The 15,578-nt window shown below is 49.6% G+C and carries 17 protein-coding genes; 4 read left to right on the top strand and 13 right to left on the bottom strand.

Translation table 11 applies throughout. The features are described from left to right. Positions 1 to 328: 328 nt before the first annotated feature. From uvrA to HW447_RS15550, 8 genes are all read right to left on the bottom strand, one after another. Entirely contained in the window at positions 329 to 3,154 is a 2,826-nt protein-coding gene (gene uvrA, locus HW447_RS15515) for an excinuclease ABC subunit UvrA (RefSeq protein ID WP_176256029.1), read from the bottom strand. Between the two features lie 110 nt (positions 3,155 to 3,264). Further along, positions 3,265 to 3,660, bottom strand: a complete 396-nt coding sequence (locus HW447_RS15520) for a DUF6809 family protein (RefSeq protein WP_243176319.1) — start codon at positions 3,658 to 3,660, stop codon at positions 3,265 to 3,267. 111 nt (positions 3,661 to 3,771) lie between these two features. Further along, the gene (gene ftsH, locus HW447_RS15525) at positions 3,772 to 5,655 is read right to left on the bottom strand and encodes an ATP-dependent zinc metalloprotease FtsH (protein WP_176256030.1); all 1,884 of its coding nucleotides are present in this window, start codon (positions 5,653 to 5,655) and stop codon (positions 3,772 to 3,774) included. 295 nt (positions 5,656 to 5,950) lie between these two features. Further along, the gene (locus tag HW447_RS15530) at positions 5,951 to 6,700 is read right to left on the bottom strand and encodes an amino acid ABC transporter ATP-binding protein (RefSeq protein ID WP_176256031.1); all 750 of its coding nucleotides are present in this window, start codon (positions 6,698 to 6,700) and stop codon (positions 5,951 to 5,953) included. Then, positions 6,690 to 7,382 (bottom strand): amino acid ABC transporter permease, encoded by a 693-nt coding sequence (locus HW447_RS15535; protein WP_176256032.1) that lies wholly within the window; start codon positions 7,380 to 7,382, stop codon positions 6,690 to 6,692. Before HW447_RS15535 ends, HW447_RS15530 begins: the two co-directional genes overlap by 11 nt. Positions 7,383 to 7,627: 245 nt before the next feature. After that, on the bottom strand, positions 7,628 to 8,452 hold the full coding sequence (locus HW447_RS15540; protein ID WP_176256033.1) for a basic amino acid ABC transporter substrate-binding protein: 825 nt from the start codon (positions 8,450 to 8,452) through the stop codon (positions 7,628 to 7,630). Between the two features lie 139 nt (positions 8,453 to 8,591). Then, a complete protein-coding gene (locus HW447_RS15545; protein ID WP_176256034.1) occupies positions 8,592 to 9,434 on the bottom strand; it encodes a bifunctional 5,10-methylenetetrahydrofolate dehydrogenase/5,10-methenyltetrahydrofolate cyclohydrolase in 843 nt (280 codons plus the stop codon). A 39-nt stretch (positions 9,435 to 9,473) separates the two neighbouring features. Next, positions 9,474 to 10,103 (bottom strand): cyclodeaminase/cyclohydrolase family protein, encoded by a 630-nt coding sequence (locus HW447_RS15550; protein ID WP_176256035.1) that lies wholly within the window; start codon positions 10,101 to 10,103, stop codon positions 9,474 to 9,476. 262 nt (positions 10,104 to 10,365) lie between these two features. Here HW447_RS15550 and HW447_RS15555 point away from each other — a divergent pair, with 262 nt between their 5' ends. After that, on the top strand, positions 10,366 to 10,599 hold the full coding sequence (locus HW447_RS15555) for a hypothetical protein (protein ID WP_176256036.1): 234 nt from the start codon (positions 10,366 to 10,368) through the stop codon (positions 10,597 to 10,599). On the opposite strand, the gene HW447_RS15560 is transcribed toward HW447_RS15555, so the two are convergent. Genes HW447_RS15560 through HW447_RS15580 form a run of 5 tightly spaced genes read right to left on the bottom strand, consistent with a single transcriptional unit; the run spans position 10,594 to position 13,860 of the window. Beyond that, complete coding sequence (locus tag HW447_RS15560) at positions 10,594 to 11,322, bottom strand: PHP domain-containing protein (protein WP_176256037.1); 729 nt, start codon at positions 11,320 to 11,322, stop codon at positions 10,594 to 10,596. The two genes, HW447_RS15555 and HW447_RS15560, sit on opposite strands and share 6 nt — an antisense overlap. Beyond that, complete coding sequence (locus HW447_RS15565) at positions 11,319 to 11,651, bottom strand: hypothetical protein (protein ID WP_176256038.1); 333 nt, start codon at positions 11,649 to 11,651, stop codon at positions 11,319 to 11,321. Before HW447_RS15565 ends, HW447_RS15560 begins: the two co-directional genes overlap by 4 nt. Then, complete coding sequence (locus HW447_RS15570; RefSeq protein WP_176256039.1) at positions 11,648 to 13,048, bottom strand: [Fe-Fe] hydrogenase large subunit C-terminal domain-containing protein; 1,401 nt, start codon at positions 13,046 to 13,048, stop codon at positions 11,648 to 11,650. The genes HW447_RS15565 and HW447_RS15570 overlap by 4 nt, the downstream gene beginning before the upstream one ends. Positions 13,049 to 13,061: 13 nt before the next feature. Next, positions 13,062 to 13,484, bottom strand: a complete 423-nt coding sequence (locus HW447_RS15575) for an ATP-binding protein (RefSeq protein WP_176256040.1) — start codon at positions 13,482 to 13,484, stop codon at positions 13,062 to 13,064. 28 nt (positions 13,485 to 13,512) lie between these two features. Beyond that, positions 13,513 to 13,860: a DRTGG domain-containing protein gene (locus HW447_RS15580; protein WP_176256041.1), complete on the bottom strand. Its 348-nt coding sequence runs from the start codon at positions 13,858 to 13,860 to the stop codon at positions 13,513 to 13,515. Positions 13,861 to 14,102: 242 nt separating this feature from the next. On the opposite strand from HW447_RS15580, the gene HW447_RS15585 reads away from it, so the two are divergent. The 3 genes from HW447_RS15585 to HW447_RS15595 are packed head-to-tail and all read left to right on the top strand — an operon-like array spanning position 14,103 to position 15,568. After that, entirely contained in the window at positions 14,103 to 14,597 is a 495-nt protein-coding gene (locus tag HW447_RS15585; protein ID WP_176256042.1) for an NADH-quinone oxidoreductase subunit NuoE family protein, read from the top strand. A 3-nt stretch (positions 14,598 to 14,600) separates the two neighbouring features. Beyond that, positions 14,601 to 15,158, top strand: a complete 558-nt coding sequence (locus tag HW447_RS15590) for an ATP-binding protein (protein ID WP_176256043.1) — start codon at positions 14,601 to 14,603, stop codon at positions 15,156 to 15,158. A gap of 32 nt (positions 15,159 to 15,190) precedes the next feature. Next, positions 15,191 to 15,568: a (2Fe-2S) ferredoxin domain-containing protein gene (locus tag HW447_RS15595; RefSeq protein WP_176256044.1), complete on the top strand. Its 378-nt coding sequence runs from the start codon at positions 15,191 to 15,193 to the stop codon at positions 15,566 to 15,568. Positions 15,569 to 15,578 lie beyond the last annotated feature (10 nt).

Here is a 15,578-nt window from a genome sequence, read left to right on the forward strand (position 1 = left end):
GGTTTTACATACTGTTTAATCTTCAATTTTCAAGGAACTCGTTTGTTGTTCGACTTTTCGTCCGCAACGGTTATTTATTATAACCGATCGCTTTTATTTTGTCAACAACTTTTTTAAAATTTATTTTTATTTTTTCAAACACTCTTGCGCTCTCTCAGGCGCGAAATATATAATATCAAACAAACCTCTATATGTCAACAACTTTTTCAAGTTTTTTTATTTTATTTTTCCATCTGCAACTCTTTACTTGTTTTGTGTATAAAATCAAGAATATTAAAACAATTTCAGGCTTCCGAAGAAGCCTGAAACATGAATCATCACAGATCCCTTACTGCAGATATTTCTTTACGTACTTTCCAGTATAAGAGGCCGGATTCTCAGCAACTTCCTCAGGCGTTCCCCTGGCAATGACCGTACCGCCCTTATCACCGCCCTCCGGACCTATATCTATAATATAATCCGCAGTCTTGATCACATCAAGATTGTGTTCAATTACCACCACGGTATTTCCACCATCAGAAAGACGGCGCAAAATCTCAATCAGCTTGTGAACATCCGCGAAATGAAGCCCTGTAGTAGGTTCATCCAGAATATAAATTGTTTTTCCTGTTCCGCGCTTGGACAGCTCTGTAGCCAGCTTGATACGCTGAGCCTCGCCTCCGGACAATTCCGTAGACGGCTGACCCAGACGGATATATCCCAGCCCTACATCATACAACGTCTGAATCTTTCTTATAATGGAAGGAACATTTTCAAAAAACTCCAATGCGTCCTCCACTGTCATGTTCAGCACATCATAGATACTCTTTCCCTTATACTTTACTTCCAGTGTCTCCCGGTTGTACCGCTTTCCACCGCAGACCTCACAGGGAACGTATACATCCGGAAGAAAATGCATCTCGATTTTAATGATGCCGTCTCCAGAGCAGGCTTCACAGCGGCCGCCTTTTACATTAAAGCTAAAACGGCCCTTATTATATCCTTTGGCCTTGGCATCGCTGGTAGAAGCAAAGAGATCACGGATCAGATCAAAAACACCCGTATAGGTGGCCGGGTTTGACCGGGGAGTACGGCCAATGGGAGATTGGTCGATGGCTATGATCTTATCCAGCTGCTCCGTTCCCTCAATGCATTTATGCTTTCCGGGAATCGTTCTGGCGCGGTTCAGTTTCTTTGCCAAAGCCTTATAAAGGATTTCATTCACCAGCGAGCTTTTTCCCGATCCCGATACGCCTGTCACGCAGGTCATGACCCCCAGAGGAAAGGAAACGTCAATATTCTTCAGATTGTTCTCTGCCGCTTTCTTCACAGTGATCCATCCGGCAGGCGTCCTGCGCTGTGACGGCACAGGGATACGGATACGGCCGCTAAGGTAAGCGCCTGTGACGGAATTGGGATCCTTCATGATCTCCTCTGCCGTTCCCACTGCTACGATCTGCCCACCGTGCTCACCTGCTCCTGGACCAATATCCACGATGCAGTCCGCCGCCCGCATGGTATCTTCATCGTGCTCTACCACAAGAACACTGTTTCCCAAATCTCGCAGATGCAGAAGCGTTTTTAACAGCTTGTCATTATCCCGCTGATGCAGGCCAATGCTCGGCTCGTCCAAAATATAGGCTACTCCTACAAGGCCGGAGCCGATCTGCGTCGCCAGACGGATCCTCTGAGCCTCGCCGCCGGACAAGGTGCCCGTAGAACGCGAAAGGGAAAGGTAATCAAGGCCCACATCGATCAGGAAACTGATCCTGGCGCGTATTTCTTTTAAAATGGACTCTCCAATGGTAAGCTGCATGGGTGTCAGCTTCAGTTCATCCATAAATTCCTTGAACTTTACAATGGACATATTGGTGGCTTCATAAATATTCTTATCTCCCACCGTTACGGCCAGGGACTCCTTTTTAAGTCTCTGGCCCCGACAGGCAGGGCATGGTGTAAAGCGCATATAGGTCTCATACTCCGCCTTGGAGGCCTCAGAAAAGGTCTCTTTATATCGGCGGTTCACATTTTCAATCAGGCCCTCAAACGCTACATCATAGACTCCCTCGCCCCGCTGGCTCTTATAACGAACCTTCACTTCCCGTCCGCCAGTGCCGTATAAAAGAACATCATGGATCTCCTTCGGGTAATCTTCAAAGGGCGTATCCAGATCAAAATGGTACTCCTCAGCTAACGCATCCAAAATAGCGCGGGTAAAGCTCCCCTTATCGCTGCAGGACTGCCATCCCAGCACTACGATCGCTCCCTGATTGATGGACAGGGACTTGTCCGGGATCATCAGATCCTCGTCAAACTCCATCTTATACCCCAAGCCAAAGCACTCCGGGCAGGCTCCAAACGGATTATTAAAGGAAAAGCTCCTCGGTTCCACCTCGTCGATACTGATACCGCAGTCCGGACAGGAAAAGCTCTGACTGAAGTTCACCGGCTCCCCGCCGATCACATCCACTGTCATAAGTCCGCCGCTAAGTCCCATCACGGTCTCAATGGAATCCGTCAGGCGGTTCTCAATCCCTTCCTTCACCACCAGACGATCCACTACCACTTCTATATTGTGCTTAATATTCTTCTCCAGACGGATCTCCTCGGAAAGCTCATAGAGATTGCCATCAATGCGCACACGCATATATCCGCTTTTTCTAGCCTGATCCAGCACCTTGACGTGCTCGCCCTTTCGCCCCCGGACCACTGGCGCCAGAAGCTGAAGCCTGGTGCGCTCCGGCATCTCCATGATCTGATCCACCATCTGATCAATGGTCTGCTTGTGGATCTCCCGGCCGCACTTGGGACAGTGAGGAATCCCCACTCTGGCGTAGAGAAGCCTCATATAGTCGTATATCTCTGTCACCGTTCCCACAGTGGAGCGGGGATTGCGGTTGGTCGACTTCTGGTCAATAGAAATAGCCGGAGACAGACCCTCGATACTCTCCACATCCGGTTTCTCCATCTGACCCAAAAACTGACGGGCATAGGAAGATAAGGACTCCATATAACGTCTCTGTCCCTCTGCGTAAATTGTGTCAAAGGCCAGAGAGGACTTGCCGGAGCCTGACAATCCTGTCAGAACCACCAGCTCATCTCTGGGGATATCCACGGAAACATTTTTTAAATTATGCTCACTGGCTCCCCGGATCTTAATATACTGTTTTGCCATGACATTCACTCCTAAAGTAAAATTCGTGTACCATCAGTATACCACAATATTTTTTATTTTGCAAACATTTGTTCGTTTTTAACAGAACTTACAATATATTCCAAAATTGCTTACTGCCAGCCATCAGCGGCGGGTCTGCCCTGAAATACCTCACACATAATCCCGGCCCCCAGACGGAAACCGTCGCAGAAGGTCTGGCTTTTCTCTATATAAGTCAGTTCCAGATAATGCTCCAGCAGCTGTTCAAAGGCTTTGCGGCTCTGCTCATCCAGTTTTTTTGAAAATTCTCTTATTTCCTGAACAGACTCCCGGCAGAGCCGATCGTACTCCTCATTTCCCTGTATATTCCGTTCTGCTGGAGCCAGATCTCCCGCATAAAGCTGCTCTAAAATACTGCTCATCTTTTCTACCTGCCTTTCAGTCATTCCCGGCGTCATGTGCCGCTCATACCCATCCCGGAAAACGGGACAATCCCTGTAAAATATACACTCTTTCAGGTATTTCATATTAACACAGCCCCTGTTCAAATGCAATCGAACAAAACCTTACGATTGCACCGAACCGGGGCTGATAAAGGACATACCGGATGCCGCCTGCTGTTGTACTGTGTGTTCCTGTTATGCTTCCCCAGGGTCTGTCTTTGTCTCTGGAGCTTTTTTCTCAAATATTTCCATAAACTCCTCGCCAGTGATCGTCTCCTTATCCAAAAGGTAGGCAGCAATCTCATGAAGCTTTGACTCATTTTCCCTTAAGATCTGTACCGCCTTGTCATGCTGTTCACGGACAATCTGGACTACCTTCTCATCGATCTTCCTGGCTGTTTCAGGAGAGCACATAAGAGACGTATCTCCTCCCAGATATTGGTTATTCACGGTCTCCATGGCTACCATATCAAATTCGTCCGTCATGCCGTAGCGGGTCACCATGGCTCTGGCTAGCTTTGTAGCCTGCTCGATATCATTGGACGCGCCGGTAGTAATGGAGCGGAAAATCACTTCCTCCGCCGCACGGCCTCCTGTAAAGGTCGCGATCTTATTCAGCGCCTCCTCCCTGCTCATCAGATACCGCTCTCCCTGATCCACCTGCATGGTATAGCCCAAAGCCCCGGAGGTTCTGGGGATAATGGTAATCTTCTGCACCGGAGCACTGTGGCTCTGGCAGGCAGCCACCAGGGCATGGCCTACCTCATGGTAAGCAACGATCCTGCGCTCCTCTGGCGGAATCACAGCATTCTTTTTCTGATAGCCTGCAATAACCGTTTCTACACTTTCCTGAAGATCCTCCTGCTTTACCGCATTTCTGCCAAAGCGCACCGCACGGAGAGCCGCCTCGTTGATAATATTGGCAAGCTCCGCACCACTGGCTCCCGCTGTTGCCCTGGCAATTGCATTGTAATCCACATCATCCGACATTTTTACACGCTGTCCGTGAACCTTTAAAATCGCTTCCCTTCCCTTTAAATCAGGCAGTTCCACCGGCACCCGGCGGTCGAAACGTCCGGGACGCAGCAAGGCAGGATCCAGGGATTCAGGACGGTTCGTAGCCGCAAGAATCACTACGCCCTTCTTCCCATCAAAGCCGTCCATCTCCGTGAGCAGCTGGTTTAATGTCTGTTCTCTCTCATCATTTCCGCTTAAGCCGCCGCCATCCCTCTTTTTTCCGATAGTGTCGATCTCATCGATAAATACGATACATGGCGCCTTTTCATTGGCCTGCTTAAAGAGATCGCGCACCTTGGCCGCTCCCATACCTACAAACATCTCCACAAATTCAGAACCGGAGATAGAGAAAAACGGAACGTGAGCTTCTCCCGCCACTGCCTTTGCAAGCAGGGTTTTTCCCGTTCCGGGAGGACCTACCAGCAGGGCGCCTTTAGGAAGATTTGCGCCGATATCGGCGTATTTTCCCGGATTGTGAAGAAAATCCACAATCTCCTTTAAGGCATCCTTGGCCTCTTCCTCACCGGCCACATCATTAAAGGTAACTCCAGTTTCATTCTCCGCATAAATCTTGGCATTGGATTTGCCGAAGGTCATGGCATTTCCGCCGCCCATGCGCTTTGCCATCATCCGGCCCATCAGCTGGCCGATAACCACAAACATTAGGATCGGGAAGATCCATGTCATAAGGAAGCTCAGCAGAGGAGAGGCCTTTGTCGGGATCTCTTTTCCATACTGAACTCCCGCTGCATTTAATTTGCCGGCCAACTCGTCACCGCTGATCATATTTCCCGTTTTGTAGGTGACGGCAGACCACTGAAGCTTGCTGTCATTTTCTGGTTTTAAGGAATAAACAATCTCTGTGTTGTCGCTGCTTACATAGGCCTCTTTTATCTTTCCTGCCTCCAGTTGGGCTGTGAACTCGCTGAAAGGCACCTCCACAGACCGTTCCATGATAGACGGAAAGACGAGTGCGTTCAGAACCATCACCACCAGAAGGACGATGATGTAGTAATACAAAAAGGGCTTTTTATTGCCGTTGTCGCTGTTTTTTACACCCATATATGTTCTCCTTTTCTCAGACCGGAACCTGGGATCTGTCCGGCCCCTCTGCCTGTATATTGTTTAAGATAATACCAATCCCGCTTTTTATCAAGAGAATTTATTAAATGTTTTGCGATTTAATCAGCTTTTAATAAATACATCAGCCCCTGTCAGCATACTGCCCCATGTATTTTATACAGAAAAACAGGGTCCTGGAAACCGTCAGAGGATTTTCCAAAGCCCTGTTTCTATTTTATACATTTTTTACATTCCGCACCGGCCGGCAGACCGCAGCGGATGAGCCTGGGTGCTCTTACAGCACCTTGCTTAAGAAAGATTGGAGACGCTCGTTTTTGGGATTCGTAAAAAACTCATCCGGAGCCGCCTCCTCTACAAAATATCCGCCGTCCATAAACATCACCCGTGTAGCTACCTCTCTGGCAAAACTCATCTCATGGGTCACTACAACCATGGTCATCTTCTGATCGGCCAGATCGCGCATTACGTTCAATACCTCGCCGACCATTTCTGGATCAAGGGCCGATGTAGGCTCATCAAAAAGCATAACATCCGGTTTCATGCACAGTGCCCGCACAATGGCAATTCTCTGTTTCTGACCGCCGGAAAGCTGGCTGGGATAGGCGTGGGCGCGGTCTGCCAGACCTACTCGCTCTAAAAGCTTTAGAGCCTCCGCCTCCGCTTCCTTCTGGCTGACGCCCTGAAGCTTCATGGGCGCAATCGTCAGATTTTTCATGATATCCATGTGGGGGAACAGGTTAAACTGCTGGAAAACCATTCCCATTTTCTGACGGTGCTTGTCAATGTCAGTCTTAGGATCTGTGATATCCGTTCCCTCAAAGAAAATATGGCCTTTGGTGGGTTCCTCCAGGCGGTTCAGACACCGCAGGAAGGTACTCTTTCCAGAGCCTGAGGGGCCGACTACAAACACCACGTCGCCCTTATGAATATCCACATTTATATCCTTTAATACATCAATGGATCCAAAGCTCTTCCCCAGGCCCTGGACACGGATCAGCGCTTCTTCATTTCTGTTACCGCTCATTCTGACGCAGCCTCCTTTCCAGAATCTGGATCAGTTTTGTAAAGATCATAACAATGATCAGATACACCAGCGCAACTGCCAGAAGGGGCATAAAAGCGCTGTACGTTCTGCTCCGTATAATATCACCGCCCTTGGTAAGATCCTGGATGGCGATGTAGCCGGAGACAGAGGTCTCCTTTAACAGCGAGATAAACTCGTTGCACAGAGTAGGCAGCACCACCTTAAACGCCTGAGGCATAATGATGTAGCGCATGGTCTGAAAATAATTAAAGCCAAGGCTGCGGCCTGCCTCCAGCTGTCCGGGATCAATGGACATGATGCCGCTTCTGAAGATCTCTGCCACATATGCGCCGGAATTGATTCCGAAAGCCAAGATCGCTACAATCACCTTATCAATGCGGGCGCTTCCTAATACAACGAAATAGATGATCAGCAGCTGAACCAGTACAGGCGTACCCCGGATCACTGTCAGGTATATTTTGCAGAGCAGGTTTAAAGCCGTAAGCTTTCCCGTCTTGTCATGAGTGGATCGGATCATGCCTACGATAAACCCCAGCGCAATGCCTATGAGGCAGGCAAAAAAGGTGATGATCAGGGTGGTCTTAAAGCCGTCGGTAATGTAGCGCCACCGGTCATCTGCTATGAAGTTCAAATAAAATGTACTTTTAAAATTTTCCCACATTCCAGTTATCCTCTATCTTTCTTCTTTTGGATGTGTCGGCCAGAACAGTATTTTCCCGTTCCGGAACGTGTCTCACGCCTGCTCGCCCCAGGAGGCGACCGATATTTTCCCCGCCGCCTCTCCGGTGCCTGACCAGATACAGCGTAAGCATCTCTTTTTACAGGACAGAAACGGGCTGCAGCAGATTTCAGACAGATTCCGGAAAGCTCCGGCCCGCCGGTTTTGGCGGACCGAACTCTCTGATATTATTCTGCCTTGATGTACTCAGCTACGATCTTATCCAGGGTGCCGTCAGCCTTTAACTCCCCAAGAGCGCCGTTGATTTTGTCAAGAAGCTCTGTGTTGCCCTTCTTTACAGCAATCGCGTACTCTTCCTCTGTAAAGGCCTCGTCTAACATCTTGATGCCCTCTGTCTCTGCTACAAATGTCTTTGCAGGCTCTCCGTCAATAACAACTGCATCGATCTTGCCCTGGCTTAATGCCTGAACTGCCTCAAAGCCCTTGTTGTAGCGCTCTACGGTTGTTCCATCCGCTTCCAGATCAGATACATAAATGTCGCCGGTGGTTCCCAGCTGTACGCCTACGGTCGCACCCTTTAAATCATCCGGACCCGTAATGGAGCTGTCATCCTTTACAATGATCATCTGAGATGCCTTTGCATATGTATCAGAGAAATCTACGGATGCCTTTCTGTCCTCAGTTACAGTCATACCGGCCAGACCCATATCTGCCTTTCCAGAAACAATCTCAGGGATAATGGAATCAAAAGCCACATCCTCAACTTCCAGTTCCATGCCCAGCTTCTCAGCGATGGCCTTTGCAATATCTACGTCGATGCCCACGATACTTCCGTTATCATGGTACTCATATGGCGGAAACTCGGCGTTGGTAGCCATAACAAGAACGCCTCCGGCAGCTTCACTCCCAGCCTCTGCAGCTGCAGTCTCTTCTGTCTTTGCGTTTTCTGCCTTGGTATCAGCAGCTGTGGTCTCTTTTGGGGAACTGCCGCAGGCAGTTAAAGATGCTGCCATTAAAACAGCCGCTGTCATTGCCAGTATACGTTTCTTCATAATACATCTCTCCTCTTTTCTGCTTTGCTTAATCATGCATATATATGCATAAATATGAAATCAGTAACGCTTAATATTATAGCCGCTTTTTTCATTTTCGCAAGGGGTAATTTTCGTTTCCGGCTCTTTTATTCTCATTTTACGGTAAAACTCCCAAAGCGGCCTGAACCAGATGCTTTGCAAGTACGGCAGTGGTAACGGCCCCCAGGCCGCCCGGAACAGGTGTCAGCGCAATCCTGCGCGCTTCCATGGAAGGCTGATCCACATCTCCGCACAGAGCGCCGTTTTCATCTGCATTGATTCCCACATCGATGAGAACCGCTCCGTCAGACACATATGTCTCATCTACCATCCTTGCCTTTCCGGCCGCAGCAACCAGAATCTCCGCCCCCCTGCATACTGTCTGAATTTCTCTGGTTCGGGTATGGCAAATAGTAACCGTGGCATTTTCCTTTAATAAGAGCATGGATAACGGACGGCCGATAACCATGCTGCGGCCGATAATCACCGCCCGCTTTCCCTCTATGGGGATGCGGTAAAATTTCAAAACCTCGATCACAGCCTCTGCGGTACAGGGTGCAAAGCCCGATGAATCACCGGAAAATACCTTTGCAATATTAACCGGCGAAATGCCGTCCAGATCCTTTGCCGGATCAATCATGGCCTCAATATCCCTCTCCTGTATCTGCCCTGGAAGGGGACGCAGCAGCAGGATGCCCGCCGTATCGGGATCCTCATTTATGGCTTTAAATTCCGCTTTAAAGGTTTCGTCTGAGATATCCTCAGGAAATACATACGTCTGAACCCGCAGTCCAAAGGCTTCCATCTTCTTTACGGCCCCCCGTTCATAGGACAGATCGTCGGGCCTCTCTCCTACCCGAATGACAGCCAGCCTGGGAACCGGTCCTTTAATCCTTGCGAGTTCCTCCTCAACCTGCGCCCGGATCGCAGCGGAAACAGGCGCGCCCTTTAATAATTCCATTTTCTTCTTCCTCCTGTTATAGGCAGTACGTCTGCCGCTTCATCCCCTGAGTTTTTTCAATACATTCTCGTAAATCCTGTCCGCCCGCAGGGTTCCCTCTTTCGCCAGGCGCTCCGCCTCTCCATTCAGTTCCTCTGCCTTTTGACGGTTCTTCATGGAGCGGGTGTTGATATATACGTTCATCACAGCCCCCAAAAGAGCGGTGCGTGCAAACTGAACGCCTACGCCCACGTCACTGACCGCCATCACGCTTCCTTTGTATGACAATTCCTCTAAAATACCAAGCATTTCCACCGCTTTCTCCATGATCTCCAGCGGCACAAAGCTGGCGTTGCGCAGTCGTTCCTCCATTATTTTTTCCTTATAAGCCTTTTCTTCTTCTGTAACGTCCAAAAGGCGGTAGCACTCTGCCAGAGGCGCGAATACCTCTGCATCCCGATCTGCCAGTACAAGGAATTCTTCCTGAAGGCGTTTCAGATGGCTTTCATATTCCAGCATCTCATCCTGCACCTGTGCGTATTTTTTCTTTCCAAGGGTCAGATGAACTACCATCTGTCCCAGGCTGTCTCCTAAAGCTCCCGCCAGGGCGGAAGCGCCGCCGCCGCCAGGAACCGGGGCTTTGGATGATAATATATCCAGATATTCGCTAATCTGTGCTTCTCCTGTCATCGTTCCTTCATCCTCTCTTTCTGTTATGGCGCCCTTAAACCTTCTCTCAGCCATCATCATACCACGTTTCCCGGCAAAGCCACAAGGACTTTTCACCCCATCTGTAAATAACCAAAGCAGGAGACAGCGTTGTTTTATGTGTGATTTTGGGATATAATACCAGAAACGGATCCCCGATCCGCGGCGCAGTCCTGCATCCTTCGTCTGAAGGGCAGCACTGCACCTGAATCTCTATTTTGAAAGAAATGAGGTAATTTGTATTATGAATCCAATGAATCTTTTACAGCTTAAACCATACTGGAGCCGTTTTAAGGCCAACCATCCAAAGTTGGTATCCTTTGTAAAAACCGCCTCTGATGAACGCTTTTTGGATGAAGGCAGTCTTATTGAAATCACCGTCACCAACAGCCAGGGCAAAAAAATGTCCGCCAATCTCCGTGTCAGACAGGATGACATGGATTTCCTTGGCGGACTGAAGGATATGCTGGAATCATAGACCGGCAAGTCCCCTTCGCAGGGCGTCTACTGCCGCCTCCGGCGATCGTTCCTCCACCGGCAGGCTCCACAGCCGTTCGCTGATATGCTCCAGATAATGGGCATCGGAATTGCAGATGATCCGACAGCGCTCCAGATAGGGATTTTCACGCTTTAAGTCCCGCAGCTTCTTCATGTCCTTTATCTCTGCCGTCTGAAAGGAACTGTCAGGCGGTATGAAGCCAAGATTAGCAATGAGACTGTTGGAATTTTTATCGATATGTGCCGGAAACATAACACCTCCAAAGGAAGAAACCTGCTCCCACAGCCCCTCAAAGGACAGCCGGGAAGCATGAATCAGCAAACAGGGCTCTTCCCCGCATACAGAGTCATTTTCATCATAAATCTGCTGTTTTCCAAAGATTTCCGGCCGATTTTTTACCTTAAGGAGCTGCTCATAGACAAAGCGGTCAAAGTCCATGGCCTGCTCCAGCTTTGGAAAAAGGCATACTGCGTGAACCTCCTCTGAGGTAGTCAGCTCCATTCCAGGGATCCCCACGATCCCCTGTGCTCTGGCAGCTGCCAGAAAAGCAGGGCAGTTACGGCAGCTGTTATGATCCGTAAGAGCCACCAGTTCCAGCCCCTTTAAGGCGGCCATTCCGGCGATGTTGGCCGGAGTCATATTCTCATCCCCGCAGGGCGATAAGCAGGAATGAACATGAAGGTCGTAAAACAGTTCCGTCATTTCAGCAGCTGGCTGATCCGTAGGGCCGCATCAAAAACCGGCTCTTCGGTTCGCAGAACCGTGATCCCTTCCACAGCCGCCCTTTTCACCGCTGCTTCATCCAGAGCCGCTCCCTCTGCCAGGATCACACAGGCCGCATCGGTCAGAGCCGCTACTGCCAGGGTGTTTAAATTGCCCATCACCGTCACCCAGATACAGCCTGCGGGAGCCCGCCCCATGGCAATACTTAAAAGATCACAGCAAAAAGGTTTTGTGATGATCCGTCCTGTATCATCTCCTATATTTATTTCCTGGAACATTTTCCTGTCAATCAGTTCCTGTACGGTCATTTTTCATTCTCCTCCTCGTCCCGGCTGTCCAAATAAGACATCTCCTTTGAGATTCTGCGTATATACTCCTTTAAGGTGTTTAAGGTGTCCTGGCTGTTTTTATCCTTGCTGTGAAGGTCATCGGCCAGCACTGCCACCTCCTCAGACAGGCGGTGGAGATTTTCTCTCAGATAATACACACAGTCTGTTTCACCCGCATCTCCCCGAACAATATCCTCTGCCAGAGCCTTGCAGGTAGGCGCTCCGCAGGAGCCGCAGTCCAGTCCCGGAAATTTTTTCATCAGCCGCTCCGCCTGATTGAGGCGCAGAAAGCTTTCCATCATATTATTTCCCAGATTAAAAACCGGCTCATACTGAATCCGGGAGGTCCATTTCACAGAATCCGTCTCATCGTCTTCCATATGGCTGCGGGCCACCGGCATATACTTTCGCAGACGTTTCAGCTTCACTTCTGCCACATAGGGATTTTCCACCGTCAGGACGCCTCCCACACAGCCGCCGTTGCAGGCGTTTAATTCCACAAACTTCAGATTGGAAAACTTCTGATCCTCCATATCCTCCAGAACACGAATCACATTCTCAATACCATCGGCTGCCAGATAATTTTCCGTAAAAAGGCCGCTGGCCTCCCCGCTGCTGTGCCCCCAGCTGATGCCGATCTTTCCAGAGGTTCCAATGGACGGATAATCCTCTCCCGCCACGGATTTCATGGATGCCAAAAGCCGCGGATATAAATCCTTGATGGCCAGAACTTTATCCACCTGGCTTTTTTCCGTTCCCAGAGGCGCTCTTACATAGGTCACCTTGGATGGGCAGGGGGAAATAAACATAATGCCGATTTTTTCCCTGGGAAGCCCTGTCTTTTTCACAGCTTTTCTTGCCGCCAGGATCGCTGCCACCTCCACCGGCGGATTTAACGGCAGCAGATGAGGGATCAGGGACGGAAAACGGACTCTTATGAGGCGAACTACAGAGGGACAGGCTGTGCTGATCAGCGGAAGCTGTTCCTCATGATCAGAAATATACTGTCTGGTTGCTTCACTGACCATCTCAGCCGCTGCGCTGACCTCAAACACATCGTCAAAGCCCATGCAAAGCAAGGCATTTAACACAATATTGACATCATCCAGGTTGTTGAACTGGCTGTACAGAGACGGGGCAGGCAGAGCCACCGTATATTCATACTGATTCATGGTATCCAGCCGGTCATATGTGGCCTGCTTTGCATGGTGGGGACAGACCCGGATGCACTCGCCGCAGTCAATGCAGAATTTCTTATTGATACTGGCCTTTTTGCTCCGCACGCGGATAGCCTCTGTGGGGCACCGCTTGATGCAGGTGATGCAGCCCCTGCACAGGGCAGGATCCAGCCGTACGGAATGATAAAATTTGTCCATTGGCTTCTCCCTCCTACAGGTTTACGACCATAGTGATTTTTGTTCCCTCACCCAGCCGTGTATCGATATCCATTCCATCTGAATACTTTTTCATATTTGGAAGTCCCATTCCTGCTCCGAAGCCAAGAGAGCGGATTTCATCCGGAGCAGTAGAATAGCCGGCCTGCATGGCCAACTCCACATTTTCAATCCCAGGCCCCCTGTCATCCAGAACCATCTTTATCTTTTCCGGCGTAATCTCCACCGTAATCTCTCCCCCATCTGCATGGATCACCATATTGATTTCCCCCTCATACATGGCGATGGCAGCCTTACGAATAGCTTCCGGGCTTACCCCCATCTGCTTAAGCTTTCTCTTAACATCGCTGCTGGCTTCTCCCGCCCGGGTAAAATCATCTCCCGAAATCGGATACTTTAAAATAATCGCTTCCTCCATAACAAACGTTCCCTTCCCGATCTTACATTTATATGGCGCCGCTGTTAAGCCCGGCCTGATAGAGTATTCCGCAGGAAGAAAACATCCTATGGCCGGTGGCCAGCACCACCAGCCCCCGCTCTCTTGCCATCTCAAGCATACTTTCATCCGGCTTTTTCCCTCTTACAAAGACAATGCAGACAATATCCAGCATCTCCGCCGTGCGGATCACCTGGGGATTGCACAGTCCCGTCAGCAGCACAGAATGATCCTTTGAAAATGCCAGCACGTCGCTCATCATATCAGAGCCGCAGGCAGATCGGACCTCCCGGTCCATATATTCTTCTCCGGCCAGCACTCTTGCGCCAAGTACCTCCCTTACATCTCTCACAGTCATATGCGTCCTCTCCTCACTGCCGTCATTATCGTTCACCGGTTAATGTCAGCATATCATTTATCCCCAATTCTTTCAAGCGCGTCCGCAGTTGTTTTAAATATTTTACACATATTCCCTTGCGAACTTTTTACTGTTTTTTACTTAATATGTAGATTTTTTCTTTTTTTCATGTTAGAATATTAACATATTGCATAACGCGCGGCAGGATATTCCCGGCCGCAGCAACCGAGGAGGTAATAAAGATGGCGTGCAAAAAACAGACGGTTCCCTTTCGGGGAACACCTGAGCAGGAAGCCCAGCTGAAAGCGGTAATCGCAGAGCTTAAGGATGAGCCGGGCGCACTGATGCCGGTGATGCAGAAGGCTCAGGATATTTACGGATATCTTCCGATTGAAGTGCAGACCATGATCTCAGACGAGATGGAAGTTCCTCTGGAAAAGGTCTACGGCGTAGCTACTTTCTACGCGCAGTTCGCCCTGCAGCCAAAGGGACAGTACAAAATCTCTGTCTGTCTTGGAACGGCCTGCTATGTAAAGGGTTCAGGGGAAATCTTTCACAGGCTGGAAGAGCTCTTGGGAATTACAAACGGTGAATGTACACCAGACGGAAAGTTTTCTCTGGATTCCTGCCGCTGTGTAGGCGCCTGCGGCCTGGCTCCTGTTATGATGATTAACGGGGAAGTGTACGGACGTCTCACACCTGATGACATTCCAGGCATTTTAGCCAAATATAATTAGCCTATGATGCCGGAAATTTCCTTAAATGTGCTGGATGTAGCAGAAAATTCTACCCGCGCCGGAGCCACCCTTGTAACCATCTGTGTCACAGCGGACACGGCTGCCGACCGGCTGACCATCCGGATCACGGACAACGGCTGCGGTATGAGCAAAGAACAGCTCTCCCATGTGACAGATCCCTTTTTTACTACCCGCACTACCCGGAAGGTAGGATTGGGCGTACCCTTTTTTAAAATGGCAGCTGAAAGTACCGATGGGAGCTTTTCCATCTCCTCCAGGGAGGGAAAGGGAACTAAAATCACCGCTGAATTCGGCCTGTCCCACATCGATCGGATGCCTCTTGGGGATATGAACGCCACCATCCACAACCTGATTGTATACCACCCTGATACAGATTTCTGCTACACATATACATACAATGGAGTTTCCTTTACCCTGGATACCAGACAGATAAAGGAAATCCTTGGCGGTATCCCTCTTGATACGCCAGAGGTATCTGCCTACATTCTGGAATTTCTGAAGGAAAATCAAATGGAAACCGACGGCGGCGCCGCTTTGTAGCAGCCGCCATGACAGAAGGAGGTTTATAGCCCATGAAAACTCTTGCTGAATTACAGGCCATCCGCGAACGGATGCAGAACCAGGTAAACCTGCGTGCGGAGGACCATAACCATACCCGTGTGGTAGTCGGTATGGCTACCTGCGGAATCGCGGCAGGCGCAAGACCTGTCCTTAACACCTTTGCCCGGGAGATCCAGTCCAGAGGCCTGACCGACCGCATCAGCGTTACACAGACCGGCTGTATCGGCCTGTGTCAGTACGAACCCATCGTGGAGATAATGGAGCCCGGCAAGGACAAAATTACCTATGTAAAAATGACTCCTGACAAAGCCCTGGAGGTGATTGAACGCCACCTGGCAGGGGGACACCCGGTTGAAAAATATACCATGGGCGCTTCAGGATTAAAATAAAAGGAGGGAC

The organism is Enterocloster alcoholdehydrogenati (genome assembly GCF_013282095.1).
In the GTDB taxonomy this organism is placed as follows: Bacteria; Bacillota; Clostridia; order Lachnospirales; family Lachnospiraceae; genus Enterocloster; species Enterocloster alcoholdehydrogenati.

Bases quoted from the DNA above. Each gene is read 5' to 3' on its own strand.
- HW447_RS15580 (WP_176256041.1), bottom strand. From the start codon at position 13,860: ATGACTGTGAGAGATGTAAGGGAGGTACTTGGCGCAAGAGTGCTGGCC.
- ftsH (WP_176256030.1), bottom strand. From the start codon at position 5,655: ATGGGTGTAAAAAACAGCGACAACGGCAATAAAAAGCCCTTTTTGTAT.
- HW447_RS15575 (WP_176256040.1), bottom strand. From the start codon at position 13,484: ATGGAGGAAGCGATTATTTTAAAGTATCCGATTTCGGGAGATGATTTT.
- HW447_RS15595 (WP_176256044.1), top strand. From the start codon at position 15,191: ATGAAAACTCTTGCTGAATTACAGGCCATCCGCGAACGGATGCAGAAC.
- HW447_RS15565 (WP_176256038.1), bottom strand. From the start codon at position 11,651: ATGACCGTACAGGAACTGATTGACAGGAAAATGTTCCAGGAAATAAAT.
- HW447_RS15560 (WP_176256037.1), bottom strand. From the start codon at position 11,322: ATGACGGAACTGTTTTACGACCTTCATGTTCATTCCTGCTTATCGCCC.
- HW447_RS15540 (WP_176256033.1), bottom strand. From the start codon at position 8,452: ATGAAGAAACGTATACTGGCAATGACAGCGGCTGTTTTAATGGCAGCA.
- HW447_RS15570 (WP_176256039.1), bottom strand. From the start codon at position 13,048: ATGGACAAATTTTATCATTCCGTACGGCTGGATCCTGCCCTGTGCAGG.
- HW447_RS15590 (WP_176256043.1), top strand. From the start codon at position 14,601: ATGATGCCGGAAATTTCCTTAAATGTGCTGGATGTAGCAGAAAATTCT.
- HW447_RS15585 (WP_176256042.1), top strand. From the start codon at position 14,103: ATGGCGTGCAAAAAACAGACGGTTCCCTTTCGGGGAACACCTGAGCAG.
- HW447_RS15535 (WP_176256032.1), bottom strand. From the start codon at position 7,382: ATGTGGGAAAATTTTAAAAGTACATTTTATTTGAACTTCATAGCAGAT.
- HW447_RS15550 (WP_176256035.1), bottom strand. From the start codon at position 10,103: ATGACAGGAGAAGCACAGATTAGCGAATATCTGGATATATTATCATCC.
- uvrA (WP_176256029.1), bottom strand. From the start codon at position 3,154: ATGGCAAAACAGTATATTAAGATCCGGGGAGCCAGTGAGCATAATTTA.
- HW447_RS15545 (WP_176256034.1), bottom strand. From the start codon at position 9,434: ATGGAATTATTAAAGGGCGCGCCTGTTTCCGCTGCGATCCGGGCGCAG.
- HW447_RS15530 (WP_176256031.1), bottom strand. From the start codon at position 6,700: ATGAGCGGTAACAGAAATGAAGAAGCGCTGATCCGTGTCCAGGGCCTG.
- HW447_RS15555 (WP_176256036.1), top strand. From the start codon at position 10,366: ATGAATCCAATGAATCTTTTACAGCTTAAACCATACTGGAGCCGTTTT.
- HW447_RS15520 (WP_243176319.1), bottom strand. From the start codon at position 3,660: ATGAAATACCTGAAAGAGTGTATATTTTACAGGGATTGTCCCGTTTTC.